Origin of the sequence: Streptomyces sp. H27-H1, assembly GCF_026627445.1 — a bacterium.
Classification (GTDB): Bacteria; Actinomycetota; Actinomycetes; order Streptomycetales; family Streptomycetaceae; genus Streptomyces.
Map to the genome: position 1 here is coordinate 92947 of NZ_JAPNLJ010000023.1, position 22466 is coordinate 115412.

The following is a 22466-nucleotide window of genomic DNA, read 5'->3' on the forward strand; positions in this document are numbered from 1 at the left end:
CGGTACTGGGGGCACTTCTGGAGCTTCAGTGGCAGATGAGGGTGGGCGAGCAGCACGACAGGTGCTCCGGCGCCCACCGGGGGTCGTGCGCCGGGACGGACGAGACGCGGCGGGTGGAGCGGAACGAGAGCAGTTCGGCCACCAGGTCGTCCATCCGCTCGTGCAGCCCCTCCAGCGGCAGCCCGGGGGCGAAGTCCCCTCCGGTGGAGGCCACATGGGTGGGTACGGCCCAGCCGCCGAGCGCCCGGACCACCGACCGCATCTGGTCGCAGGCGGTCCCCGCGCCGCGCGGCCCGCCGCCCGCGGAGATCAGCCCCACGGGCCGGTCGGCCAGCGACTGGCCGGTGAGGTGGTCAAGGGCGCTCTTGAGCAGTCCGCTGTACGAACCGTGGTAGACCGGCGTGGCCAGGACGACTCCGCTCGACTCGGCGATCCGGGCCCGGAGCCTGGCGGTCTGGCTGCCCGGCGGCGGGTTCTCGTAGTCGTCGATCCGGTGCCGATCGGTGAACTCCACGCTCAGGTCGAGGAGTTCGTACGCCGTTCCGGTCGCCCGGATGCGAGTGGCGGCCAGCTCCAGGACCCGGCGCGAAACCGAGCCCCGGGCGGCGCTGCCGAGGATTCCGAGGATCACTGGCCGGCCCTCGCGGATCCCGCCGGCGGCCCGAGTACCAGGCGCACCTCGCGCTCGGCCAGGGCGACCAGCCGTTTGACCTCGGCGTGCGAGTCCGAGGCGAAGACGTAGGTACTGGCTCCGGTTCCCGAGAACTTCGGGATGGGAACCACGTCCCCGATCCGGTAGGGGACGGATCGGAAGTACGCGTCCCGCGCCACCGCCGAGTCGTCGAAGTCCAGCAGCACGCCGCCCGTCGTGAAGTGCACGGTCCAGCCCGCGTACGCGCCCACCGGCTCGATGCGCCCGCTCCTCGGATCCATGCCCACGTCGGTGAGGATCTTGGCGTGGGCGAGGTCGACGCCGGTGGTAGCCCGGAACGCCTGCCCGATGCCCGCACCGCCCGGACGTCCGGCCACTTCGCAGAAGGTGAAGGCCCCGGACTCGTCCACGAACGCCTCCAGGTGCAGCACCCCGGCACTGACGTGCCAGGCGTCGATGACCTGGCCGAGCAGTTCGCGGGCGGCCGCGCGCACGGCGGGGTCGGCGACCGTGATGGAGGACAGCGGTACCTGGCGGGAGACCGCCAGGGTGTCGGTCTCGTAGCGGGACACGTCCCAGATCACGTCACCGTCGTAGACGACGGCGTCGATGTGGCACATGTCGCCGGCCACGAACCCCTCGCACAGGTGGCTTCCGGGGCTGAACTCCTCGCGAACCCACCGCTCGACCTGCGCGGCGTCGGTGAGCACCGACACCCCGTACGAACCGGATCCGTCGCGCGGCTTGACCACGACCCTGCCGTGCCGTTCGAAGAGGTCGACGACGTCCTCGGGGGTGTGGACGAGGTGTCCGTCCGCGGTGCGGATACCGGCCCGGCGGGCGATGCGCTTCATCACCGCCTTGTCCACGAACTTGCGGGCCGTGGCCGGGTCGCTGCCGGACGTCCCGAACAGGGTCCGCAGTTCGGCGGCCGGCTCCAGCAGACGTTCGGAGACGGTGGCGACCCGGTCCACCGGGTGCAGCGCGTGCACCGCGCCCGCCAGGACCCGTACGGAATCCTGGTCGAACACGTCCGTCCGCGAGGCGAAGTCGGCCGTGCCCGCGGCGGCGCCGTCGGCGGACGAGCTCAGGACGCTGACCCGGAAGCGGTCCGGGTCCAGCAGCGGCGTGCCGTCGTCGCGGGTCCACACCCGGGGGCCGATCCGGTCCAGCACCAGGACGTGCGTCCGGTCGGCCGGTTCGGTCTTCCACGTCAGCGAGCGCTCGATCCGGGCGGCCGCCTGCTCGGCGTGCGCGGTGCTCGGCCCCGCCACGGTGTACTCCAGCCGCGGGACCGGTCCGGTGTGGATGACGCCCGGGCGCAGCGGAGTCCGTGCCTGCGCCAACTCGGGCCAGTCGTACAGGTCTTCGACGCCGGTCGCGGCGACGATGCGGAAACGGCCGGGTTCCGAGGGGACGTGGCGCTGGATGGCGACCCGTGCACCGTCGGGCAGGTCCGCGCGGACGGGCCGGCCCAGGGCGCTCTCGGCCACCGCCGTCACCAGACTCCGCCGGTGGGCGGCGTCGTAGAGGTCGAGGACCTCCCGGTCGAAGCCGGACACCACCAGCGGATCCGCGCCCCGCGCCCCGAACACGACCCGGACGGGCCCTTCGGTCCCGGCGGCGCGTACGGCGGCCTCGGCCCGGGCGAGGAGCCCCGCGGGCACCGGGCCGGCGACCAGGCGGCGCTCGCTCCCGGAGTCGTCGGCGGCCTGGTCGCAGCTCTCGTCGATCGCGGCGAGTACGTCCACCCGCCCGCCACCGGCGACGGCCAGCACGGTGTGCACGGGGTCGCTGACGAAGGCGAGCTCCTCAAGGAACTCATCGCCGAACTCCGCGCCGTGCGCGCCGTGTTCATCACGTTCGCCGAAATCCGGCCCGCCTGCGCCGAGCGGGCGGGCGCCATCGGCGGCGGCCAGTGCGCGCAGCTTCCGCGCCTCGCGCTCGTACTCACCCGACCAGGACAGGACCCCGGCCACCGGGTGGCGGTCGTGCGCCGCCAGGAACGCCGTCCGCACCGCGTCGAAGGTGAGCTCGTCGCGCCGCAGCACCGTCAGCCGCCCGGTCACCGCTCCCGCCGCGGCCACGATCCGGTCGACCGGGTCGTCCCCGCCCAACAGCAGGACCACGTGCTCGCCACCCGCGGAATCCCGCTCCGCCCCGCCACCGGAGGCGACCGGCTCGACACGCAGCGACTCCCGCACCCGGTCCGCCGCCTCCGCGGCGACCCGTACGGCCGACGCCTGGTCGGCGCCGCGCACCATCAGGTACCCGTACCGGTCGTGGTTGGTGACCAGCGCCGGCACCCGGTCACCCGGGCCGGCGGTCACCTCGCAGTCGATCACCCCGACGGGCAGCTCCGCCAGGGCGGGAACCGTACCGTGCACGATGCCCTCGGCCCGGCTCCACAGCGCCTGCAGGGCCACGGTCGCCACCGGCGGCGCCGCGTCCTCGACCGGCTTGCCGGTGGCGAGCGCCACCAGGTCCCGGCTGATGGACCGGTCCAGTGCCAGCGCCATCTGCCGGACCACCACGTGCCCGGCGATCCGGCCGTTCACCTCGATCAGCTCGGGTCCCGTCGGCGTCATCAGCAGCTCCACGTGGAGCGCGCTCGCCCGGATTCCCAGTGCCTCGACCGCGTCCAGGACGAACCGCCGTGCCGCGCCCATGCCTTCGAAACGGGCCGGGAAGTGCCCGCCCAGCTCGGCCGTCGTGCCGGGCGCCGTCGCGATGCGCTCGCCGAAGCCGAGCAGAACCGTACGCCCGTCCTGGACCAGCAGTTCGGCGCTGATGTGGCGGCCGACGGCGTACTCCTCGACCAGGGCCGACCGCTCGTCGCCGTGCCGCCCGGCCGGGACGGGGGCGCCGAGCAGCCCGGTCAGCGCCTCGGCGGCCTGCTCCCGGGTCCAGGCCACGGTGACCCCGACCGAGTAGCGGCCGCCGACCGCCGGCTTGACCACGCAGGGCAGCCCGATCTCGTCGACCGCGGCCAGGCCCTCCTCCTCGGTGACCGCCCGGCGCCAGCGCAGGCTGCCGATACCGGCCTTCCCGAGTCGTTCCCGTACGGCCGACTTGTCGCCGAGCAGCCGCGCCGCCTCCAGCGACTCGTGGGGCAGGCCCAGGTCACGGGCGAACTGCGCCGCGGCGTACGGGAGGGTGTCGTCGCGGCAGATCACGCCGTCGACGGGGGTGGGGCCGAGCCTGCCGCGCAGCAGGGCGGTCAGGTCCTGGCAGTCGGCCAGGTCCGGCACCTCCACCACCCGCGCGGCCCGTTCGATGAGGTCGAAGCCGGGATTGGCGCGGTAAGCGTCCAGGCGTGCCGTGACGAAGCTGACCTCGACCCCGTCGTCGGCCATCTCCGCAACGACATCAAATCCTCTGACGTATGACGTCTCCAGCAGAACAACATGCATGTGCTCAGCCCCTTGAGTCCTCTTCTTATACCGCAGCATCAAGGGGGACCGGAGTTCGGGGCAAGCCGTAAGGGAATACCGCCGCTCACTCCATCACATCTTCCCGGACCATTACCGGTTCGTTCCCGTTTCGTTCCCGCCCGGATCCCGCTGCCACACCTTCTGACCTGGGTCGATCTGTCAATCAGAAGAACGCGAATATGTCAGGTTCGACAACTTCCCACATTGCAGTACCACGCGTTGCCGAGTTTTTCCGGCCCCTCTAGCCTGCAGATCAGAAAACTGGACACACACCTCGCTGACACGGCCTTCCCAGGTACCTGAAGAAAGGACAGAGCCAGCGTGCGTACCATCTCCATTCCGAAATCCGGTACCGGACATTCGGCCCCGATCACCCACGTGGCCTTCAGTCCGGACGGTTCCCGCCTCGCTACCTGTTCCTACGACGGAACGGTGATCGTCTGGAATACGTGCGACCCCGCGCGGCCCACCGAGACGGCGACCCTCCGGCACCGCCGGCTCGTCAACTCCTCGGCCTGGAACCCCGCCGATCCGACCCTCCTCGCGACGGCCTCGGCCGACAAGACGGTCGGCATCTGGCGCGTCCCCCTGGAAGGCCAGGCCACCCTGGTCAACGTCCTGGCCCGGCACACCGACGACATCAACTCGGTCGCCTGGCTGCCCGACGGCGAGCGGCTGATCTGCGTCTCCGAGGACGGCCGCGCCACCATGTGGTCCGTCCTCGACGGCACCTTCCTCACCGAGGTCGGCTCGCACGAGGCCCACTGCATGATGGTCTCCGTCAGCGCCGAAGGCCTGGCCGCCACCGTCGGCGAGGACGGCCTGGTCGCCGTCAGCGACCCCGCGTCCGGCTCCTTCGTGCCGCGCAAGCGCCACTACGACTCCTCGATCGAGGGCTGCGCCTGGTCCCGGGCCGGCGACCTCCTCGCCGTGGCCCGCGACGACGGTTCCGTCGACCTGCTCAGCCGCGAGCTGGACCTCGTACTGACCGTCGAGGTCTCCACTTCCGCCGCCCGCGCCGTCGACTGGGCCGAGGACGACTCCGCCTTCGTCGTCGGCGCCTACGACGGCTCCCTGCACTGGTTCGACCGGTCCGGCGAACGGCTGCACACCGTCGCCGACCTCCGGGTGTGGCCGCGCTCCGTCTCAGCCGCACAGGGCCTGGTCGCCGCCGGGTCCTTCCGCAACGCCCCGCACCTGTACGACATGGGGAGCGCCGGCGAGCTGTCCGGCCCCGACCGCGCCACCCACGGCCCCAACGCCCTGGCCGCCCGCGGCGACGAGCTGCTCGTCGGCGGGGACTGCGGCACCGTCTTCGCCGTACGCATCGAGGACGGCACGCAGTCGCGGGCCACCTCGATCGAGCTGACCGACGGCCCGATCCTGTCCCTCGCCACCGACGGCGACACGATCTACGCCGGCACCTACTCCGGCCAGGTCATCCGCTACGACGGCGCCCGCACGTACAGCGAGCGCCTCGGCGCGCCGATCCCCTCCCTCACCGTCGACGGGGGCCGGCTCGTCGCCGGCACCTACAACGGCGAGTTCCTCGTCCTGGACCCGGTCACCCTCCGGCTCGAGGAGCGCATCGAGGCCCACGGCGGTTCGGTGAAGTCCCTTGCCGCGCTGCCGGAAGGCGGTTTCCTCTCCGCCGCCACCGACCGCACCATCGAGGCCGGTGGCCTGCGCGGCCGCACCAAGCTGTGGGAGCACGGCAACCTCGTCAACGCGGTGGCCGGCCTGCACGGCCCGCACGACTCCGCCGTCGCCAGCGCCTCCCGCGACCACACCGTCAAGGTCGGCCTGGTCCTGCGTACCGAGGATGGCGGCCGGCGCACCGAGTCGCTGCAGACGCTGCTCGGCTCCGACGAGTCCGTCAAGTGCGTGGCGCTGCTGGGCGACACCCGACGGCCGACGGTCCTCGCCGGCTCGTACGACTTCCACCTCTACTCCTGGCAGGTCGACTGGGCCGACTCGGCGGGCACCCTCGCCTCCGGCCGCGTCCTCGCCGAGTTCACGCAGGGCCTGTCCTGCATGCTCCAGCTCGCCGACGGCCGCGTCGCCGTCGCCGGCTGGGACGGCCGGATCGTCATCGTCGGCGCGGACGCCGAAGGCGCCGCCCGCATCGAGCACTCCCTCCACATCGACGACATCGCGCTGAGCGCGGACCGGAAGCAGGTGGCCGCATGAAGCCCTCGACCGGCGACCCTCAAGCCGTCCCGGCGACGGTCCGGGCCCGCGTTCCCGTCACGCTCTCGCGGGTACGGGACCGCAGCGCCGAACTCATCACCTTCCACCACCTGCCCGACCCCGGCGAGCACTTCGCGATCGTCGTACCGGTCGGCCCCCAGGAGACCGAGGCGCCGCTGGTGCGGCTGCACAGCGAATGCCTGACCGGGGACGTCCTCGGCTCGGCCCGCTGCGACTGCGGCCCCCAGCTCGACGAGGCCTTGAGCCACATCGGCGACCATGGCGGCGCCGTCCTGTACCTGCGCCAGGAAGGCCGCGGCATCGGCCTCTACAACAAGCTCGACACCTACGTCCTCCAGTCGCAGGACTACGACACCTTCGCCGCGAACCGCATGATCGGCCGCGGCGACGACGAACGCGACTACACGGCCGCCGCCGCGATGCTGCACGTCCTCGGCCTGACCCGGATCCGCCTGCTCACCAACAACCCGGACAAGGTACGGGAGTTGCGTGCGCACGGCATCGAGATCACCGGGGTCGTCCCCACCGGCGTGCACCTCACCTCGGAGAACGCCCGCTACCTGTCCGCCAAGGCCGAACTCGGCGGCCACACCCTCGCGCTGCTTCAGGAGGTCGCGGCATGACACTGAAACTCGAAGACCTGGACACGTCCCCGCACTTCCAGCAACACACCGACCTCGCCGACCCCGGCCGGGTGCACCCCCCGCAGCTGCCCGGCACCACCCCCGAGGAGCTCGCCGCCGCCGTCGAGAACCCGGAGCTGCCGGCGGCCGACCGCCTCGCCGCCGGTACGGTCCTCGGCCTCATCGGCGACCCCCGCATCCCCTCCCCCGCCACCGGAGCGGGACCGGCCACGTCCTACGTACCCGGCGGCACCGTCCGCATCGGGCTGCCCGAGCACGAGGCCGGTTACGTCACCAACGCCTGGGCACACGTGGGCGTGGAGGAGTCCTGGATCCTCAAGGAGTGCCCCGAGCACACCGTGGACCTCGCCGACTTCTGGATCGCCACCTACCCGGTGACCAACGGCGAGTACCGCGAGTTCCTCGCCGACACCGGCCTGGAGGAGCGCCCCACCACCTGGTACCTGGGCGCCTACCCCTGGGACCGCGCCAACCACCCCGTCGCCGGCATCGACCCGCAGCACGCCGACGCCTACGCCGCCTGGCTCAGCGGCCGCACCGGACACCCGTGGCGCCTGCCGGCCGAAGCCGAGTGGGAGCACGCCGCCAAGGGCCCCGACGGCCTGCCCTACCCCTGGCCGGGCGGCTTCGACCCGGAGGCGGCCAACACCCGCGAGTCCGGCGTGCACACGACCACCCCCGTCGGCGCCTTCCCGGCCGGCCGCTCCCCGTACGGCGCCCACGACATGGGCGGCAACGTCGAGGAGTTCACCGCCGACGACTACACCCCCTACCCGGACGGCCCCTACGTCGCCGACCACCTGGTGGAGACGATGGGCACCTACCGGATCGCCCGCGGCGGATCCTTCTCCCGCTTCGGCGACCTGACCCGCACCCGGCGCCGCCACGGAGCCTTCCCCGGACCGCTGTACCCCGTCGGGTTCCGCCTGGCCACCAGCGAGCGCCCCGTATGACGACCACCGTCATGACGGCCACCGTCCGCCCAGGGGCGGTGCCCGCCGTCGCCCCGGGCTTCGAGGACATCAGCCGCGTCCTGGCCGACCGGGCCCCCGCCCGGGCCGACCTCGACAAGCCCTTCGCACCGCTGGAGGCCGAGGCACACCGGCTGCTGCCGGCACTGGCCGCACTGCGCCACGGCATCGGCGACACCCCGCTCGTCCCGGTCCCCAGCCGGGCCGGACGGGGCCGCGTCTGGCTCAAGGCGGAGGCCTCCAACGCCGCCGGCTCGGTCAAGTCCCGTACCGCATACGCCCTGTTGTGCGGAGCCGTGGCCTCGGCCGGCACCCCCGAGCTGCGCCTGACCGAGTACTCGGGCGGCAGCCTCGCCATCGCCCTGGCCGAGATGTGCGGACACCTCGGCCTGGACCTGCACCTGGTGGTCCCCTACGGCGTCTCCGAGCGACTGCAAACCGCTCTGCGCCGACAGGGCGCCCGGGTCACCGTCGGCCGCGAGGGCACCGGCTTCCTCGGCTCGATGGACGAAGCCGTCCGCGTCGCCGAACGCGAGGACCGCCACCTGCTGCTCCAGCACTGCGCGGCCGAGAGCGCCGCCATGCACCGCGAGCACACGGGCGCGGAAATCATCGGCCAGCTCTCCGGCTACGGCATCGAACCGGTCGTCCTGGCCGCGGGCGTCGGCACCGGCAGCAGCCTGGCCGGCACCGCGCTGGCCATGGCCGGCGCCTGGCCGCACTGCCGCCCCGTCGCCGTCTTCCCTTCGGAAGCCGTGTACGGCGACGAGCGCGCCCCCGACGGCGCCCGCCGGATGAGCGGTACGGGAGGGCTGGGCCACGGTATCCGCCAGCCCCTGCTCTCCGCGTTCCCGGAGGGCTACTTCAGCTACACCACCGTCGCCTATCCGCAGGCCCTCGACGCCATGCGCCACCTGCGCCGCGAGCACGGGATCTCCGTCTCCGGCAGCGGCGCGGGCGCCTGGCTCACGGCCTCCGCGGAAGTCGACCAAGGCCCGTCAGGGCGCAACGCAGTCGCGGTCGTCGCAAGCCGCGGAACAATCGAGGAGTGGGAGCATGCCGCAGGAAACTGACACGCGCGCAGGAGTGACCGGCCACAGCGCCGCGGACGCGGAGGCGGCGGAGCGCAACTACTGCGGCTACCGCGAGATCGTCCGCGACTCCTTCAAGCAGTGGTACAAGGACAACCGGGACTCCTGGTCGGGCGCGGTCACCAACGACCGCGTCACGCACTTCACGATCGCGGCCGCCCCCACCGACAAGACGGAGCCGGGCGCCGGCCCGGCCCGGGTCCTGGACATCGGCTGCGGCCGCGGCCTGCAGACGGCCTCCCTCGCCGAATGGCTGGACGCCGACGTCACCGGCCTCGACCTGCTCGACGTCTGGGACACCCCGCAAGTCGCGCACGGCTCGACCCGCTTCCACCAGGGCGACTTCCTCGGCTTCGAGGCCGAGGGCCTCGACCTGCTCGTCGACAACGGCTGCCTGCACCACCAGCGCCGCGAGGACTGGGCCGGCTGGGTGGAGCACGGCCGCAAGATGCTGCGGCCGGGCGGCGTGTGGGTGGTGAGCGTCTTCCTCAGCCCCGACGGGGAGATCACCCCGCACCCGCTCGCGGACGGGCGCCTGAACTGGTGGCTCACCGAGGACCTCGTGACCGAGCTCTACGAAGCGTGCGGGTTCCGCGCCACCGGCCGCCTGGAGATCGACCGTCACTTCGAGTACGAGGGCCACCGGCTCAAGTACCTGACCCTGTCCTTCGCCGCGGTCTGAGCGGCGCGGGAGGAGAGAGGAGACCCGGCGATGCTCAAGGAGATCGCACTCGGCACCAGCGGCGGCGACCAGCACGTCCGCGCCGCCCTGCGCGACGGATTCTTCCTGGTCCGCAACACCGTGCCGGACACCCTGCTCGACGAGGCGTACGGCCTGCTCGGCACGTTCTTCGAGCTGCCCGCGGACGTCAAGGCCGCCTGCGGGGTGCCCGGCTCCAACGGCCAGTCCGGGTACCTCCCGCCCCTCGTCGAACAGGGCGAGAAGGGCCGCACCCCCGACTGGAAGGAGCTGTTCCACTGGGGTGCCCCGCTGCCCGACGCCCACCCGCTGCGGGAGCGCTACCCCGCGCGGTACCCCCAGCCCTGCTTCCCCGACCACCTGGTCCCGGGGATCGGCGCCACCCTCGGTGAACTCCACGCCCGGATGGCCCGGTTCCAGCTCGACGTCCTGCGCCGGATAGCCGGGGCGCTCGGCGCGGCCCCCGGCTACTTCGAGGAGATGCTAGAGGACGGCCCCGTCGTCAACCGGGCCACCTGGTACCCGCCGATGGAACAGGCACCCTCCGACGACCACGTCTGGATGGTGGAGCACCAGGACTTCGACCTGATCACCGCCCTGCCCCGGGCCACCGCCGCCGGACTCGACGTACTCATCGACGGTGCCTGGACCCCGGTCGAGGTGCCCGAGGGGTACGCGGTGCTCAACGTCGGCATGGTCCTGGAACGGCTCACCGGCGGCCTCGCCCGGGCCGCCGTCCACCGGGTCGTCGCCGCACCGGGCCAGAGCGGCGGCCGGCTGTCCATCGTGCAGTTCTGCCATCCCACTCCGTGGACCGTCCTCTCCGCGCTCCGCGGCCACCCCGGGGACCGGGAACCGGAGCGCTACCCGGCGCTGACCGCCCAGGACCTGTTCCAGCGCACGATGTACCGGATCAACCGGCTGGACTCCCAGCGGGCACCGGCGGCCCGGCCGTGAGCGGCTTCCGCACCGTGAGCGGGTCCACGGCCCCCACCGACCCCTCACGGATCCCCCTCCTCCGGCAGATCCGCGAGGACCTGGACGCGGTCGTCGCCCGCGACCCCTCCCGCCCGCGCCGGCGCGACGCCCTGCTGCACGCCCCCTGGCACGGGCTGACCCTCCACCGGGTGGCGCACCGGCTCCACGTACGCGGGCACCGGCTGGCCGCCGGCCTGCTCACGCTCCTCGGCCGGCTGCTCTCCGGGATGGAGATCCACCCCGGCGCGCGGATCGGCCGCCGGGCCTTCATCGACCACGGCTTCGGCGTCGTCATCGGCGAAACCGCCCGGGTCGGCGACGACGTGACGCTGTACCACGGGGTCACCCTCGGATCGCGCGGCTGGTCCCACACGGGCAGGGCCGACGCGCGCCGCCACCCCGTCGTCGGCAACGACGTCCTCATCGGCGTCGGCGCCTCCGTCCTCGGCCCGGTCACCATCGCCGACGGCAGCCGGATACGCGCCCACTCCCTGATCCTCAAGGACGTCCCGGCCCCCGGCAGAACGAGCCGGATCCCAACGATCCGGGCACTCTCCACGACGAGCAACACGACAAGAAAGTACGGCTCCCCATGACCCCGACCGCCCTCCGCCGGCACACCCTCGACCTCGTCAAGGACCTCGACAGCGGTGCCTGGGTCCCCACCGACCTGGAACGCAGCATCACCGACCGGCTGCTGACCGCCTCCACCCCCCTCGGCTGTCTCACCGAGAACGCCGTGCGCGAGGCCACGTGGGAGGGTTCCGAGCCGCTGACCCGGGTCAACGACGGCCGCCTCTCGGTCCTGCTCGCCGAGATCACCTACAGCCTGGCGGCGACGGAGCGCGACACCGCCGGCCTGGCCTCGGCCCAGGCCCTGCTCTCGGCGGTCAACCGCCGCGCCTGAGGCCCGCCCCGCGGCCGGCGGCCGCCCCGTGACCGCGGGGCGGCGCCGGTCAGCGGGTCTCGCGCAGCCAGCCGGCGACCTCGGTCGCCCAGTACGTCAGGATCGTGTCCGCGCCCGCCCTCTTGATGCCGAGGAGGGTCTCCAGGATGGCCCGCTCGCGCTCGATCCAGCCCTTCTCCGCAGCCGCCTCGATCATCGCGAACTCGCCGCTGATCTGGTAGGCGGCCACTGGGACGTCCACGGCCTGCGCGACCCGGTACAGGATGTCGAGGTAGGGGCCGGCCGGCTTGACCATCACCATGTCCGCGCCCTCCTCGAGGTCGAGGGCGAGCTCGCGCAGCGACTCCCGGCCGTTCGCCGGGTCCTGCTGGTACGTCTTGCGGTCGCCCTGGAGCGAGGAACCGACGGCCTCGCGGAAGGGACCGTAGAAGGCGGAGGTGTACTTCGCCGTGTAGGCCAGGATCGACACGTCCTCGTGCCCGGTCTCGTCCAGCGCGTCGCGGACCACGCCGACCTGGCCGTCCATCATCCCGCTCGGCCCGACCACGTGGACACCCGCGTCGGCCTGGACCTGCGCCATCTCCGCGTAGCGCTCCAGCGTCGCGTCGTTGTCCACGCGACCGTGCTCGTCCAGGACCCCGCAGTGGCCGTGGTCCGTGTACTCGTCGAGGCACAGGTCGGACATGATGACCAGGTCGTCCCCGACCTCCGCCTTCACGTCACGGATCGCGACCTGCAGGATCCCGTCGGGCTCGGTGCCCGCCGTCCCCCGCGCGTCCTTGTTCTCGTCGGCCGGGACACCGAACAGCATGATCCCGGCGACGCCCGCCTCGACCGCCTCGACGGCGGCCTTCCGCAGCGTGTCCCGGGTGTGCTGGACCACGCCCGGCATCGCCGAGATGGCGATCGGCTCGCTGATGCCCTCCCGTACGAACGCCGGGAGGATCAGGTCCGAGGGGTGCAGCCGGTTCTCCGCGACCATCCGCCGCATCGCCGGGGTGGTGCGCAGCCGGCGGGGCCGCGAGCCGGGGAAGGATCCGTACGCGCTCATCTTCAAGTCGCCTCTTCGAGCATCGAGAACAGTCGGGCCCCAGCCTAGGCCGCCACCGCCAGTGTTCCGGCGCACCGGGGCGCCCTCCCCCCATGGCCCGGCCGTGCGACCGCCGGCGGTCGCCCCCACGCTTGCGCCAGGACCACTTCCCATGGGCGCAAACACGGTGGTCGTCCTCGAACCCGGGCCCCACCGGGCCCACCCGCCCGGTTTCCGGCGCCGATCGTCACCGGACCGTCCGGCGGGCACAACCGAATTCCGGACGCCGGCCCGCCCGACACGGCCAGGGGCCCGGACGCTATGCGTCCGGGCCCCTGGCCTGCCTGCTCATCCCGCCGACCCTCAGGTCGTACGACGCCTGCGCGCCCCCGGACGCCGCTCGCTCGGCCGGTACACGTTCTCCCCGGCCTCCTTCGCGGCCTCGCGGCGCGCGGCCCCGAACTCCGCCAGGGCCTCCGCCAGCTTGCCCACGCTCGGCTCCGGCGACAGCACGTCGACCCGGAGCCCGTGCTCCTCGGCCGTCTTCGCCGTGGCCGGGCCGATGCACGCGATGACGGTGACGTTGTGCGGCTTGCCGGCGATGCCCACCAGGTTGCGCACGGTGCTCGACGAGGTGAAGAGCACGGCGTCGAAGCCGCCGCCCTTGATCGCCTCGCGGGTGTCCTGCGGCGGCGGCGACGCCCGCACGGTCCGGTAGGCCGTGACGTCGTCGACCTCCCACCCGAGCTCGATCAGCCCGGCGACCAGGGTCTCGGTGGCGATGTCGGCGCGCGGCAGGAAGACGCGGTCGATCGGGTCGAAGACCGGGTCGTACGGCGGCCAGTCCTCGAGCAGCCCGGCGGCGGACTGCTCACCGCTGGGCACCAGGTCGGGCTTGACACCGAACTCCACGAGCGCGGCGGCGGTCTGCTCGCCCACGGCGGCGACCTTGATGCCCGCGAAGGCGCGGGCATCGAGCCCGTACTCCTCGAACTTCTCGCGCACGGCCTTGACCGCGTTCACCGAGGTGAAGGCGATCCACTCGTACCGGCCGGTGACGAGCCCCTTGACCGCCCGCTCCATCTGCTGCGGGGTCCGCGGCGGCTCGACGGCGATGGTCGGCACCTCGTGCGGCACCGCGCCGTACGAGCGCAGTTGGTCGGAGAGCGAGGCGGCCTGCTCCTTGGTCCGCGGTACGAGCACGCGCCAGCCGAACAGCGGCTTCGACTCGAACCAGGACAGTTCCTCACGGCGCGCGGCGGCGCAGTGCTCCCCGACCACGGCTATGACGGGGCGCGCGCCCTCCGGCGACGGAAGGATCTTGCCCTGCTTGAACACCTGCGCGATGGTCCCGAGGGTCGCGCTCCAGGTGCGCTGGCGCGTGGTGGTGCCGGCCACGGTCACGGTGAGCGGGGTGTCGGGCTTGCGCCCGGCACTGATCAGCTCGTTGGCGGCCGCCGAGACGGTCTCCAGCGTCGTGGAGACGACGAGGATGCCATCGCTGGCGCCCGCCTCGCTCCAGCAGCGCGCGGAGGCGTTGCGCGCGTCCACGAACCGGACGTCCGCACCCTGCTTGCCGGTCAGCGGAACACCGGCGTACGCGGGTACGCCGACGGCGGTGGCGACACCGGGGACGACCTCGAAGGGGATGCCTCCGGTGGCGCAGGCGAGCATCTCCTCGGCCGCGTTCCCGTCGAGTCCGGGGTCCCCGGTGACGGCACGGACGACCCGCCTGCCGGAGCGCGCGGCCTCCATGACAAGATTGGCGGCATCTCGGATCACCGGGACCCCGGCGGCTGCTGACTTCTCGTCAGCAATCGTCAGCTGCGGCGTGTCCACCCCCGCGCGCGCATGCGCCCGTACGACCTCGAGCACCTCGGGCTCCGCGATCAGTACGTCCGCGGCGCCCAGGGCCTCCACGGCGCGAAGCGTCAGCAGTCCCGGGTCGCCCGGGCCGGCACCGAGGAAGGTGACGTGCCCTTGGACGGCGACGGCCGCGAATGCGGAGGTGGTTGGGCTTGTGGGGTTCAAAGCGACCGCTCCCCCATCAGACCGGCCGCGCCCTTGGCCAGCATCTCGTCCGCGAGTTCGCGGCCGAGCGCCATGGCCTCGTCGTACGACTGGGGCACGGGACCGGTGGTGGACAGCTGCACCAGCGTGGAACCGTCGAGGGTTCCCACGACTCCCCGCAGGCGCATCTCATTGACAGTCTGGCCGTCGGCCAACAGGTCGGCGAGCGCACCCACGGGAGCGCTGCAGCCGGCCTCCAGGGCGGCGAGCAGGGCGCGTTCGGCGGTCACGGCGGCCCGGGTGTACGGGTCGTCGAGCTCGGCGAGCGCGGAGATCAGGTCCGTGTCGGACGCGAGGCACTCCACGGCCAGGGCACCCTGGCCGGGTGCGGGCAGCACGTTGTCGACGGAGATCAGGTCGGTGGCCTCGTCGCCCCGCCCGATCCGGTTGAGCCCGGCCGCGGCGAGTACGACGCCGTCGAGCTCACCGTCCCGCACGAAGCCGATCCGGGTGTCGACGTTGCCGCGGATGGCGACGGTCTCGATGACCTTGCCCAGCGACTTGGCGTACGCGTGCAGCAGCGACCTGCGCCGCGGCGAGCCGGTACCGATGCGGGCGCCGTCGGGCAGCTGCTCGAAGGTCAGGCCGTCGCGGGCGACGAGCGCGTCACGGGGGTCCTCGCGCTGCGGCATGGCCGCGATGACGAGCTCGTCGGGCTGCGCGGTGGGCAGGTCCTTCAGCGAGTGCACGGCGAAGTCGACCTCACCGCGTACGAGGGCGTCGCGCAGGGCGGTGACGAAGACTCCCGTGCCGCCGATCTGCGAGAGGCTCTCGCGGGAGACGTCGCCGTAGGTCGTGATCTCCACGAGCTCGACGGGCCGGCCGGTGATCGCCCGTACCGCCTCGGCGACATGCCCGGACTGGGACATGGCCAGCTTGCTGCGCCGCGTGCCGAGCCGCAACGGCTGGTCGAGACGTGGATTCATGATGCCCGTCCTGAGTCGTGGTTCTTGTCATCCTCGTCGGCCCGGCTGACGGAGGCCACCGTCTGCGGGTCGAGATCGAAGAGTTCGCGCAGCGCCTCGGCGTACCCGGCGCCGCCGGGCTCGCTCGCGAGCTGCTTGACGCGCACGGTCGGCGCGTGGAGGAGCTTGTCGACGACGCGGCGCACGGTCTGGGTGACCTCGGCCCGCTGCCGCTCGTCGAGATCGGGGACCCGTCCGTCCAGTCGCGCCACTTCCATGGCGACCACCTCGGCGGCCATGGCGCGCAGGGCGACCACGGTGGGCGTGATGTGCGCGGCACGCTGGGCGGCGCCGAAGGCGGCCACTTCCGCGGCGACTATCGCGCGCACGGCGTCGACGTCGGCGGCCATGGGCGCGTCGGCGCTCGCCTCGGCGAGCGACTCGATGTCCACGAGCCGTACCCCGGGGATCCGGTGCACGGCGGCGTCGATGTCGCGCGGCATGGCCAGGTCGAGCAGTGCGAGCCGTACGGGCTGCTGGTCCACCCGGCTAGGGGCACCCTTGCGCGGCTGCTGCCGCTGCGCGGTGGCCTCGCCCTGGTCGGCCCAGGTCCCGTGCAGCTCCAGCGAACCGGCGTCCACCCCGGCCAGCGCGGCCCGCCCACCGGCGGTACGCCCCGGATCGGAAGCCGGCGCCTCGAGCCCGACGGGACACCCGTCGCGCTCCTCGACGACCACCTTGGTCCGCACGGCCCCGGCATCGGTGAGCCTGCGCCCGTCGGCGGAGGCAGCGGCCAACCGCGCCACCAGCTCGGCGTTCAGCCCCGGGGGTGTCGAATCGGCCCGCGCTCGGGGCGCGGGGGCCGACGCGGGGTCCCAGGGGGTGGGCAGGTAGGGGACGGCCCCCGCGGAGCCCGCCTCCATGGCCGCGGCCACCTCGTCCCCGGTCAGTACGAGCCCGGTCGCCCCGGTGCAGGACACGACGACGTCCACACGCGTCAGCTCATCGGCGACGCGGGACATCGGAACGGCCGAAGCCGTCACTCCGGTGCCCGAGGCAACCAGAATCTCGGCCAACCGCTCCGCCCGCTCGGCGGTCCGGTTCGCCACCACGACCTCGGCGATGCCGACCCGCGCCAGCGTCGCCGCCGCCAGCGAGGACATCGACCCGGCCCCGATGACGAGCGCCCGCTTCCCCTCGGCCCACTCGGCCACCGGCACGTGTACGGCCAGCTGCTCCAGCCCGAAGGTCACCAGCGACTGCCCGGCCCGGTCGATGCCGGTCTCGGAGTGCGCCCGCTTGCCGACGCGCAGCGCCTGCTGGAAGAGGTCGTTGATCAGACGGCCGGCGGTGTGGAGCTCCTGCCCCAGCGCCAGCGCGTCCTTGATCTGCCCGAGGATCTGCCCCTCGCCGACGACCATCGAGTCCAGCCCGCACGCCACCGAGAAGAGGTGGTGGACGGCCCGGTCCTCGTAGTGCACGTAGAGATAGGGAGTGAGCTCCTCCAGAGCCACCCCGCTGTGCTGGGCGAGCAGCGTCGACAGCTCGGCCACGCCCGCGTGGAACTTGTCCACGTCCGCGTACAGCTCGATCCGGTTGCAGGTGGCGAGCACCGCCGCCTCCGCCGCCGGCTCCGCGGCCAGCGTGTCGTGCAGCAGTTTGGCCTTGGCATCGGCGGGCAGCGAGGCACGCTCCAGCACGCTCACGGGCGCACTGCGATGGCTCAGCCCTACGACGAGCAGACTCATGCCGGCATCACCGCCGGGACGTCCCCGTCGGGTCCGCCCTTGCGTGCGACGGCGGCGGCCCGCCCGGCGGGCGGCACGACGGCGGCGGCCGGGGCCGCCCCGGTGCCGGTGCCCGCGGCGGCGCCACCGGCGGCAGCGGCGGCGGCCGCTTCCTCACCGGCCTTGCGCTGCTCGTGGAAGGCAAGGATCTGCAGCTCGATCGACAGGTCGACCTTGCGCACGTCGACGCCCTCGGGCACGGAGAGCACCGTCGGCGCGAAGTTCAGGATGGAGGTGACCCCGGCGGCGATCAGCCGCTCGCTCACCTGCTGCGCCGCCCCCGCCGGGGTCGCGATGACCCCGATCGAGACGCCGTTCTCCGCGATGATCTTCTCGAGTTCATCGGTGTGCTGTACGGGCATGCCGGCGACGGGCTTGCCGGCCATGGCCGGGTCGGCGTCGATGAGCGCGGCCACGCGGAAACCGCGGGACGCGAAGCCGCCGTAGTTGGCCAGCGCGGCGCCGAGGTTACCGATGCCGACGATGACGACCGGCCAGTCCTGGGTCAGCCCGAGCTCGCGGGAGATCTGGTAGACGAGGTACTCCACGTCGTACCCGACACCGCGCGTCCCGTAGGAGCCGAGGTAGGAGAAGTCCTTGCGGAGCTTCGCGGAGTTCACTCCGGCGGCCGCGGCCAGCTCCTCGGAGGACACCGTGGGTACCGAGCGCTCGGAGAGCGCGGTGAGGGCGCGCAAGTACAGCGGAAGCCGGGCGACAGTGGCCTCGGGAATACCTCGGCTGCGGGTCGCCGGTCGGTGAGTTCGGCCAGTTGCCACGATGCTCCTGCGGGATGAGCGGGGCTGCAGGTGGCCACTTGTCCCAGGACCACCCCGTCGAATGCAGGCTATGCCTTTGTGAACGCGTGCACAAAGATTGTGTCCGCTTTGTCCGAGCAAAGTGACCGGGGTCACGCGCCTCGGGCGCACGGGCCGGGAACGGGCGACACGCCGAACCCGTTCAATTCCCGAAGGGGGCAAAACTGCACACACTCCTCACCAATACGCCCCCGAGATCCCATAAATCGCCCACGATCGCAACCGCCCGACGGCTCAAGCCCGCAATGCCCGTCGGAGCCGATCAGGGTTCACCCTCCAGAAGGTGTGCTGCTCTCCGTCCACCAGTACGACCGGAATCTGCTCCCAGTGCAGGCGGTACAACTCCTCGTCCTGCGAAATGTCCTTCTTCTCCCACTGTGCACCCGTCTCGGCGCAGACCGCCTCGACCACTTCCTGGGCGTCATCACAGAGATGGCACCCCGGCTTCCCGATGAGCGTGACCAACCGCTCCTCCGGACGCTTCTTTTCGGCACGGCGCAGCAAAGGACTCATGCACCCATTCTCCCGCGCGCGCACGCCTACCGGCCCTGGCCGGACGCACCGAAGAGTTCACACCCCTGATTCCCACCGGTTCGGGAACTCCCGAACACAGTGGCTATGCTCGCGTCATGCCCCGCCCGTCGCCCGACCACCACCCCGGTAGGAGTCCCTTCGGGACGCGTGCCGTATTGGGATGGCTCACCCCTCGTAGGCGCTCCGCCACCGCGCGGAGCGTGCTGGCAGGCGAGGCCTCGGCCGAGGCCGCCCGCAAGACCGCGGTGGCCGACGAACCCCTCGACGGGACCGGCTTCCCGGACACGACGGAAGCGGAACGCGCGGCGGAGGCAGAGGCGGAGGCAGAGGCCCCGCAGGAGCCCGCCGAGCCCGAGTTCCCCGTCGCCGGCGACGACCTGGCCGCCGCCTTCTTCGACCTCGACAACACCGTCATGCAGGGCGCCGCGATCTTCCACTTCGGCCGCGGCCTCTACAAGCGGGAGTTCTTCCGCCGCCGCGAGCTCGCCCGCTTCGCCTGGCAGCAGGCCTGGTTCCGGCTCGCCGGGGTCGAGGATCCGGACCACATGCAGGACGCCCGCGACAGCGCGCTGTCCATCGTCAAGGGACACAAGGTCTCCGAGCTGATGTCCATCGGCGAGGAGATCTACGACGAGTACATGGCGGTGCGGATCTGGCCGGGTACCCGCGCCCTGGCCCAGGCCCACCTCGACGCCGGCCAGAAGGTCTGGCTCGTCACGGCCGCCCCCGTCGAAACCGCCACGATCATCGCCCGCCGGCTCGGCCTCACCGGAGCCCTCGGCACCGTCGCCGAGTCCGTGGACGGCGTCTACACCGGCCGGCTGGTGGGCGAGCCGCTCCACGGGCCCGCCAAGGCGGAGGCGGTCCGCGCCCTGGCCGCCGCCGAGGGGCTGGACCTCGCGCGCTGCGCCGCGTACAGCGATTCGCACAACGACATTCCGATGCTGTCGCTGGTCGGACATCCGTACGCGATCAATCCCGACACAAAACTGCGCAAGCATGCCCGCACCAATGACTGGCGCCTGCGCGACTATCGGACCGGCCGCAAGGCCGTGAAGGTCGGCGTCCCGGCCGCCGCCGGCGTCGGCGCGATCGCGGGCGGCGCGGCCGCCGCGATCGCCCTGCACCGCCGCCGCAAGTAGCCGCCACGGGGCCCTGACCGGCCTCTCGCCCCACCGGGCCCGCCGCCCTCCCCCGGCCCGGGGCATTCGCTCACCTCTACCCGCGCTCCCGGCGCGGCACTCCGCGCTGCCCCACTCGGTCGTCAGCCACCGTGGAAGCAGGCATTCCGCGCATCCAAGTGATCAAGAATCGATCACCATCCGTGCCTGAATATGCCCTCGACACGCAACAGAAGTGTCGTAACCGGTGATTTGAGCAACTGGGTGTAGCGCCGCCTGTACGAAGCGTTATTCTCCTCAAACGCATGCCACCGCCATCTGTCGCTACGACGGGTGAACGGTCCCGCACTGCACGTGATGGAAGCTCTGCCTCTGGGAGTCCCGTGTACCCACCTGTCGGGGTTGACGCCTCGGGCCTGGCTACGCTGCGCGCAACGGTCGTCGACCGCCTGCGCGGCTTCGTCCCCACCGCGTACGCCGTCCCCGCATTCGCCACCGCGGTCCCCGCCGGACTCGGCCCGGCCGCCCCTTGCTATGCCCTGACCGACGGCGGGGCGACGGTGGGCAGACGCGGACGTACCGGCGGCGCGTCCACCGGCGGCGCCGCCGCCGGAACCACCGCGCCCGCCGCCCGCCGACCCACCGCGGACAGCGACCAGGCCCGCATGATGGACCTGGTCGAACGTGCCCAGGCCGGCGAGGCCGACGCCTTCGGTCGCCTGTACGACCAGTACAGCGACACCGTCTACCGCTACATCTACTACCGCGTCGGCGGCAAGGCGACCGCGGAGGATCTCACCAGCGAGACCTTCCTGCGTGCGCTGCGCCGTATCTCCACCTTCACCTGGCAGGGCCGCGACTTCGGCGCCTGGCTCGTGACGATCGCCCGCAACCTGGTCGCCGACCACTTCAAGTCGAGCCGCTTCCGCCTGGAAGTCACCACAGGCGAAATGCTCGACGCCAACGAGGTGGAACGGTCCCCCGAGGACTCCGTCCTGGAGTCCCTCTCCAACGCGGCCCTGCTGGAAGCCGTACGGAAACTCAATCCGCAGCAGCAGGAGTGCGTGACCCTGCGCTTCCTGCAGGGCCTCTCGGTCGCCGAGACGGCCAGGGTGATGGGAAAGAACGAGGGTGCCATCAAAACCCTCCAGTACCGGGCGGTCCGCACCCTGGCCCGCCTGCTCCCCGACGACGCCCGCTGACTCCGCCCTCCTCTCACATTTCGGTACCCCTCTCTGATGACCTTGATGACACCGACGACACTGACGAAACGAACGACGCTGTGGTCCGATCATCCTTCGTCCGTAACCCAAGTGCCGCGCCGCTCGTTGTGGGGAATGCAGGCTCCCTGTGGACAAGCCCTGCCTGAAGCCGCTCACTCGAAAGTGTGGATGTGCTCAAGGAAGGCAACCTTCCGGACACCTTGGGGAGTCGATCGTCATGACGAGAGGAGGTGCCGCCAGTGATCGCGAACGTGACTCCGCACCGGCGGGCGAACGCCTTCGCCCAGGCCCTGGAGGAGCGGACCCCGTCCGACCTTTCGGAACCGGACCCGGCGGCCGAGCAGTCCGAGGCACCTGCCGAACCTGCCGACCACGACCGGTTGTTGGCCCTGGCGAGCGTGCTCGGCGAAAGAATGCCGCGCCCGGTGCTGGACCCCGAGGTCAAAATGGTGCAAAGAGCCCAGCTCATTGCCGCCATGGAGACCAAGGTGATGGAGGAGAGGGCCGGGGGCGGCGTGGCCGCGGACCCTCAAGTGCCCGAACAGCGGACCGGCCGCGGCGCCCACCGGGCGAGCTCGCTCCGGAAATTGCGGCCCCGCTCCCGCTGGTCCAAGGGCATTGCGGCGGGCGGCCTCACCGTAGGTGTGGCCGCGGGGGCCTTCAGCGGAGTAGCCGCTGCCAGCACGGACGCCCTGCCGGGTGACCATCTGTACCCCGTGAAGCGGGGCATGGAGGACATCCGGCTCGGGATGGCCGACGACGACTCGGACCGGGGCGAGCTCTATCTCGACCAGGCCTCCAGCCGTCTGTCGGAAGCCCGGCGGCTCATGGAGCGCGGCCGGCTGGGCGCGCTGGACCACGAGTCCCTCGGTGAGATCCGCCGAGTCCTCGCGGGCATGAAGCACGATGCCTCGGAGGGCCACCGGCTGCTCCAGGCCGCCTACGAACGGGACGGCTCGCTCGGCCCGATCCAGGCGCTGTCCTCGTTCTCCCGCTCGCACCGGGACGCGTGGGCCAAACTCAGGGGCAATCTCCCCGCGCAGCTCACAGACGTGGGCGGTGAGGTGGAGTCGGTCTTCCAGGCCATAGACCAAGACGTGGCGCCGCTCCAGAGCCTTCTCCCGAAGCCTCCGGAACAGACCCGCGGCTCCGGCCCCTCAACGAAGCCGAGCACCCCGTCGGGCAAGCAGCAGGCGACGCCCCCTGCGGGCACCCCGTCCGCGGCCCCCACACCGTCGGCCTCGGGTAGCACGAAGACCCCGCCCCCCGACGGCGGCGGACTCCTGGGCGGCACGGGCAACCTCCTGAACCCGCCCTCAACCCAACCCACCCCGGGCGAAACCCCCGGCCCCCCCCCCCCCCCCCCCCCCCCCCCCCCCCCCCCCCCCCCCCC

The 22466-nt window shown here is 72.3% G+C and carries 19 protein-coding genes; 11 read left to right on the top strand and 8 right to left on the bottom strand.

The genetic code is table 11. From position 1 onward, the window contains the following. Positions 1-25: 25 nt before the first annotated feature. Both OTB20_RS24320 and OTB20_RS24325 read right to left on the bottom strand, forming a co-directional pair. Positions 26-631 (bottom strand): NADPH-dependent FMN reductase, encoded by a 606-nt coding sequence (locus OTB20_RS24320; protein ID WP_267820579.1) that lies wholly within the window; start codon positions 629-631, stop codon positions 26-28. Beyond that, positions 628-4008: an ATP-grasp domain-containing protein gene (locus OTB20_RS24325; RefSeq protein WP_267820581.1), complete on the bottom strand. Its 3381-nt coding sequence runs from the start codon at positions 4006-4008 to the stop codon at positions 628-630. Before OTB20_RS24325 ends, OTB20_RS24320 begins: the two co-directional genes overlap by 4 nt. Before the next feature lie 399 nt (positions 4009-4407). Here OTB20_RS24325 and OTB20_RS24330 point away from each other — a divergent pair, with 399 nt between their 5' ends. Genes OTB20_RS24330 through OTB20_RS24365 form a run of 8 tightly spaced genes read left to right on the top strand, consistent with a single transcriptional unit; the run spans position 4408 to position 11588 of the window. Continuing rightward, a complete protein-coding gene (locus OTB20_RS24330) occupies positions 4408-6276 on the top strand; it encodes a WD40 repeat domain-containing protein (RefSeq protein WP_267820583.1) in 1869 nt (622 codons plus the stop codon). Beyond that, positions 6273-6920 carry a GTP cyclohydrolase II gene (locus tag OTB20_RS24335; protein WP_267820585.1) on the top strand — a complete coding sequence of 216 codons (648 nt, stop codon included), beginning with the start codon at positions 6273-6275 and terminating at the stop codon, positions 6918-6920. The genes OTB20_RS24330 and OTB20_RS24335 overlap by 4 nt, the downstream gene beginning before the upstream one ends. Next, entirely contained in the window at positions 6917-7894 is a 978-nt protein-coding gene (locus OTB20_RS24340) for a formylglycine-generating enzyme family protein (RefSeq protein WP_267820587.1), read from the top strand. The genes OTB20_RS24335 and OTB20_RS24340 overlap by 4 nt, the downstream gene beginning before the upstream one ends. Beyond that, entirely contained in the window at positions 7891-8985 is a 1095-nt protein-coding gene (locus OTB20_RS24345) for a pyridoxal-phosphate dependent enzyme (RefSeq protein WP_267820589.1), read from the top strand. The genes OTB20_RS24340 and OTB20_RS24345 overlap by 4 nt, the downstream gene beginning before the upstream one ends. Continuing rightward, positions 8969-9685, top strand: a complete 717-nt coding sequence (locus tag OTB20_RS24350) for a class I SAM-dependent methyltransferase (protein WP_267820591.1) — start codon at positions 8969-8971, stop codon at positions 9683-9685. Before OTB20_RS24345 ends, OTB20_RS24350 begins: the two co-directional genes overlap by 17 nt. 30 nt (positions 9686-9715) lie before the next feature. After that, entirely contained in the window at positions 9716-10660 is a 945-nt protein-coding gene (locus OTB20_RS24355; protein ID WP_267820593.1) for an isopenicillin N synthase family dioxygenase, read from the top strand. Between the two features lie 14 nt (positions 10661-10674). Beyond that, positions 10675-11277: a serine O-acetyltransferase gene (locus OTB20_RS24360; protein ID WP_267820595.1), complete on the top strand. Its 603-nt coding sequence runs from the start codon at positions 10675-10677 to the stop codon at positions 11275-11277. Beyond that, positions 11274-11588: a hypothetical protein gene (locus OTB20_RS24365; protein ID WP_267820597.1), complete on the top strand. Its 315-nt coding sequence runs from the start codon at positions 11274-11276 to the stop codon at positions 11586-11588. Before OTB20_RS24360 ends, OTB20_RS24365 begins: the two co-directional genes overlap by 4 nt. Before the next feature lie 49 nt (positions 11589-11637). On the opposite strand, the gene hemB is transcribed toward OTB20_RS24365, so the two are convergent. From hemB to OTB20_RS24395, 6 genes are all read right to left on the bottom strand, one after another. Then, on the bottom strand, positions 11638-12639 hold the full coding sequence (gene hemB, locus OTB20_RS24370) for a porphobilinogen synthase (protein WP_267820599.1): 1002 nt from the start codon (positions 12637-12639) through the stop codon (positions 11638-11640). Between the two features lie 342 nt (positions 12640-12981). Continuing rightward, positions 12982-14649 carry a bifunctional uroporphyrinogen-III C-methyltransferase/uroporphyrinogen-III synthase gene (locus OTB20_RS24375; RefSeq protein WP_267820601.1) on the bottom strand — a complete coding sequence of 556 codons (1668 nt, stop codon included), beginning with the start codon at positions 14647-14649 and terminating at the stop codon, positions 12982-12984. After that, complete coding sequence (gene hemC, locus OTB20_RS24380; protein WP_267820603.1) at positions 14646-15614, bottom strand: hydroxymethylbilane synthase; 969 nt, start codon at positions 15612-15614, stop codon at positions 14646-14648. Before hemC ends, OTB20_RS24375 begins: the two co-directional genes overlap by 4 nt. Continuing rightward, the gene (locus OTB20_RS24385) at positions 15611-17341 is read right to left on the bottom strand and encodes a glutamyl-tRNA reductase (protein ID WP_267820604.1); all 1731 of its coding nucleotides are present in this window, start codon (positions 17339-17341) and stop codon (positions 15611-15613) included. Before OTB20_RS24385 ends, hemC begins: the two co-directional genes overlap by 4 nt. Continuing rightward, positions 17338-18156 (bottom strand): redox-sensing transcriptional repressor Rex, encoded by an 819-nt coding sequence (locus OTB20_RS24390; RefSeq protein WP_267820606.1) that lies wholly within the window; start codon positions 18154-18156, stop codon positions 17338-17340. The genes OTB20_RS24385 and OTB20_RS24390 overlap by 4 nt, the downstream gene beginning before the upstream one ends. 273 nt (positions 18157-18429) lie before the next feature. After that, the gene (locus OTB20_RS24395) at positions 18430-18708 is read right to left on the bottom strand and encodes a glutaredoxin family protein (protein WP_267820608.1); all 279 of its coding nucleotides are present in this window, start codon (positions 18706-18708) and stop codon (positions 18430-18432) included. 116 nt (positions 18709-18824) lie between these two features. Between OTB20_RS24395 and OTB20_RS24400 the strand changes: the two genes are divergently transcribed. The 3 genes from OTB20_RS24400 to OTB20_RS24410 form a co-directional block, all read left to right on the top strand. Then, complete coding sequence (locus OTB20_RS24400; protein WP_267820610.1) at positions 18825-19871, top strand: HAD family hydrolase; 1047 nt, start codon at positions 18825-18827, stop codon at positions 19869-19871. Positions 19872-20233: 362 nt separating this feature from the next. Next, the gene (locus OTB20_RS24405; protein WP_267820614.1) at positions 20234-21052 is read left to right on the top strand and encodes an ECF subfamily RNA polymerase sigma factor, BldN family; all 819 of its coding nucleotides are present in this window, start codon (positions 20234-20236) and stop codon (positions 21050-21052) included. A 260-nt stretch (positions 21053-21312) separates the two neighbouring features. Next, positions 21313-22466: DUF5667 domain-containing protein (locus tag OTB20_RS24410; RefSeq protein ID WP_267820616.1), on the top strand; the 1154-nt coding region annotated here is incomplete at its 3' end.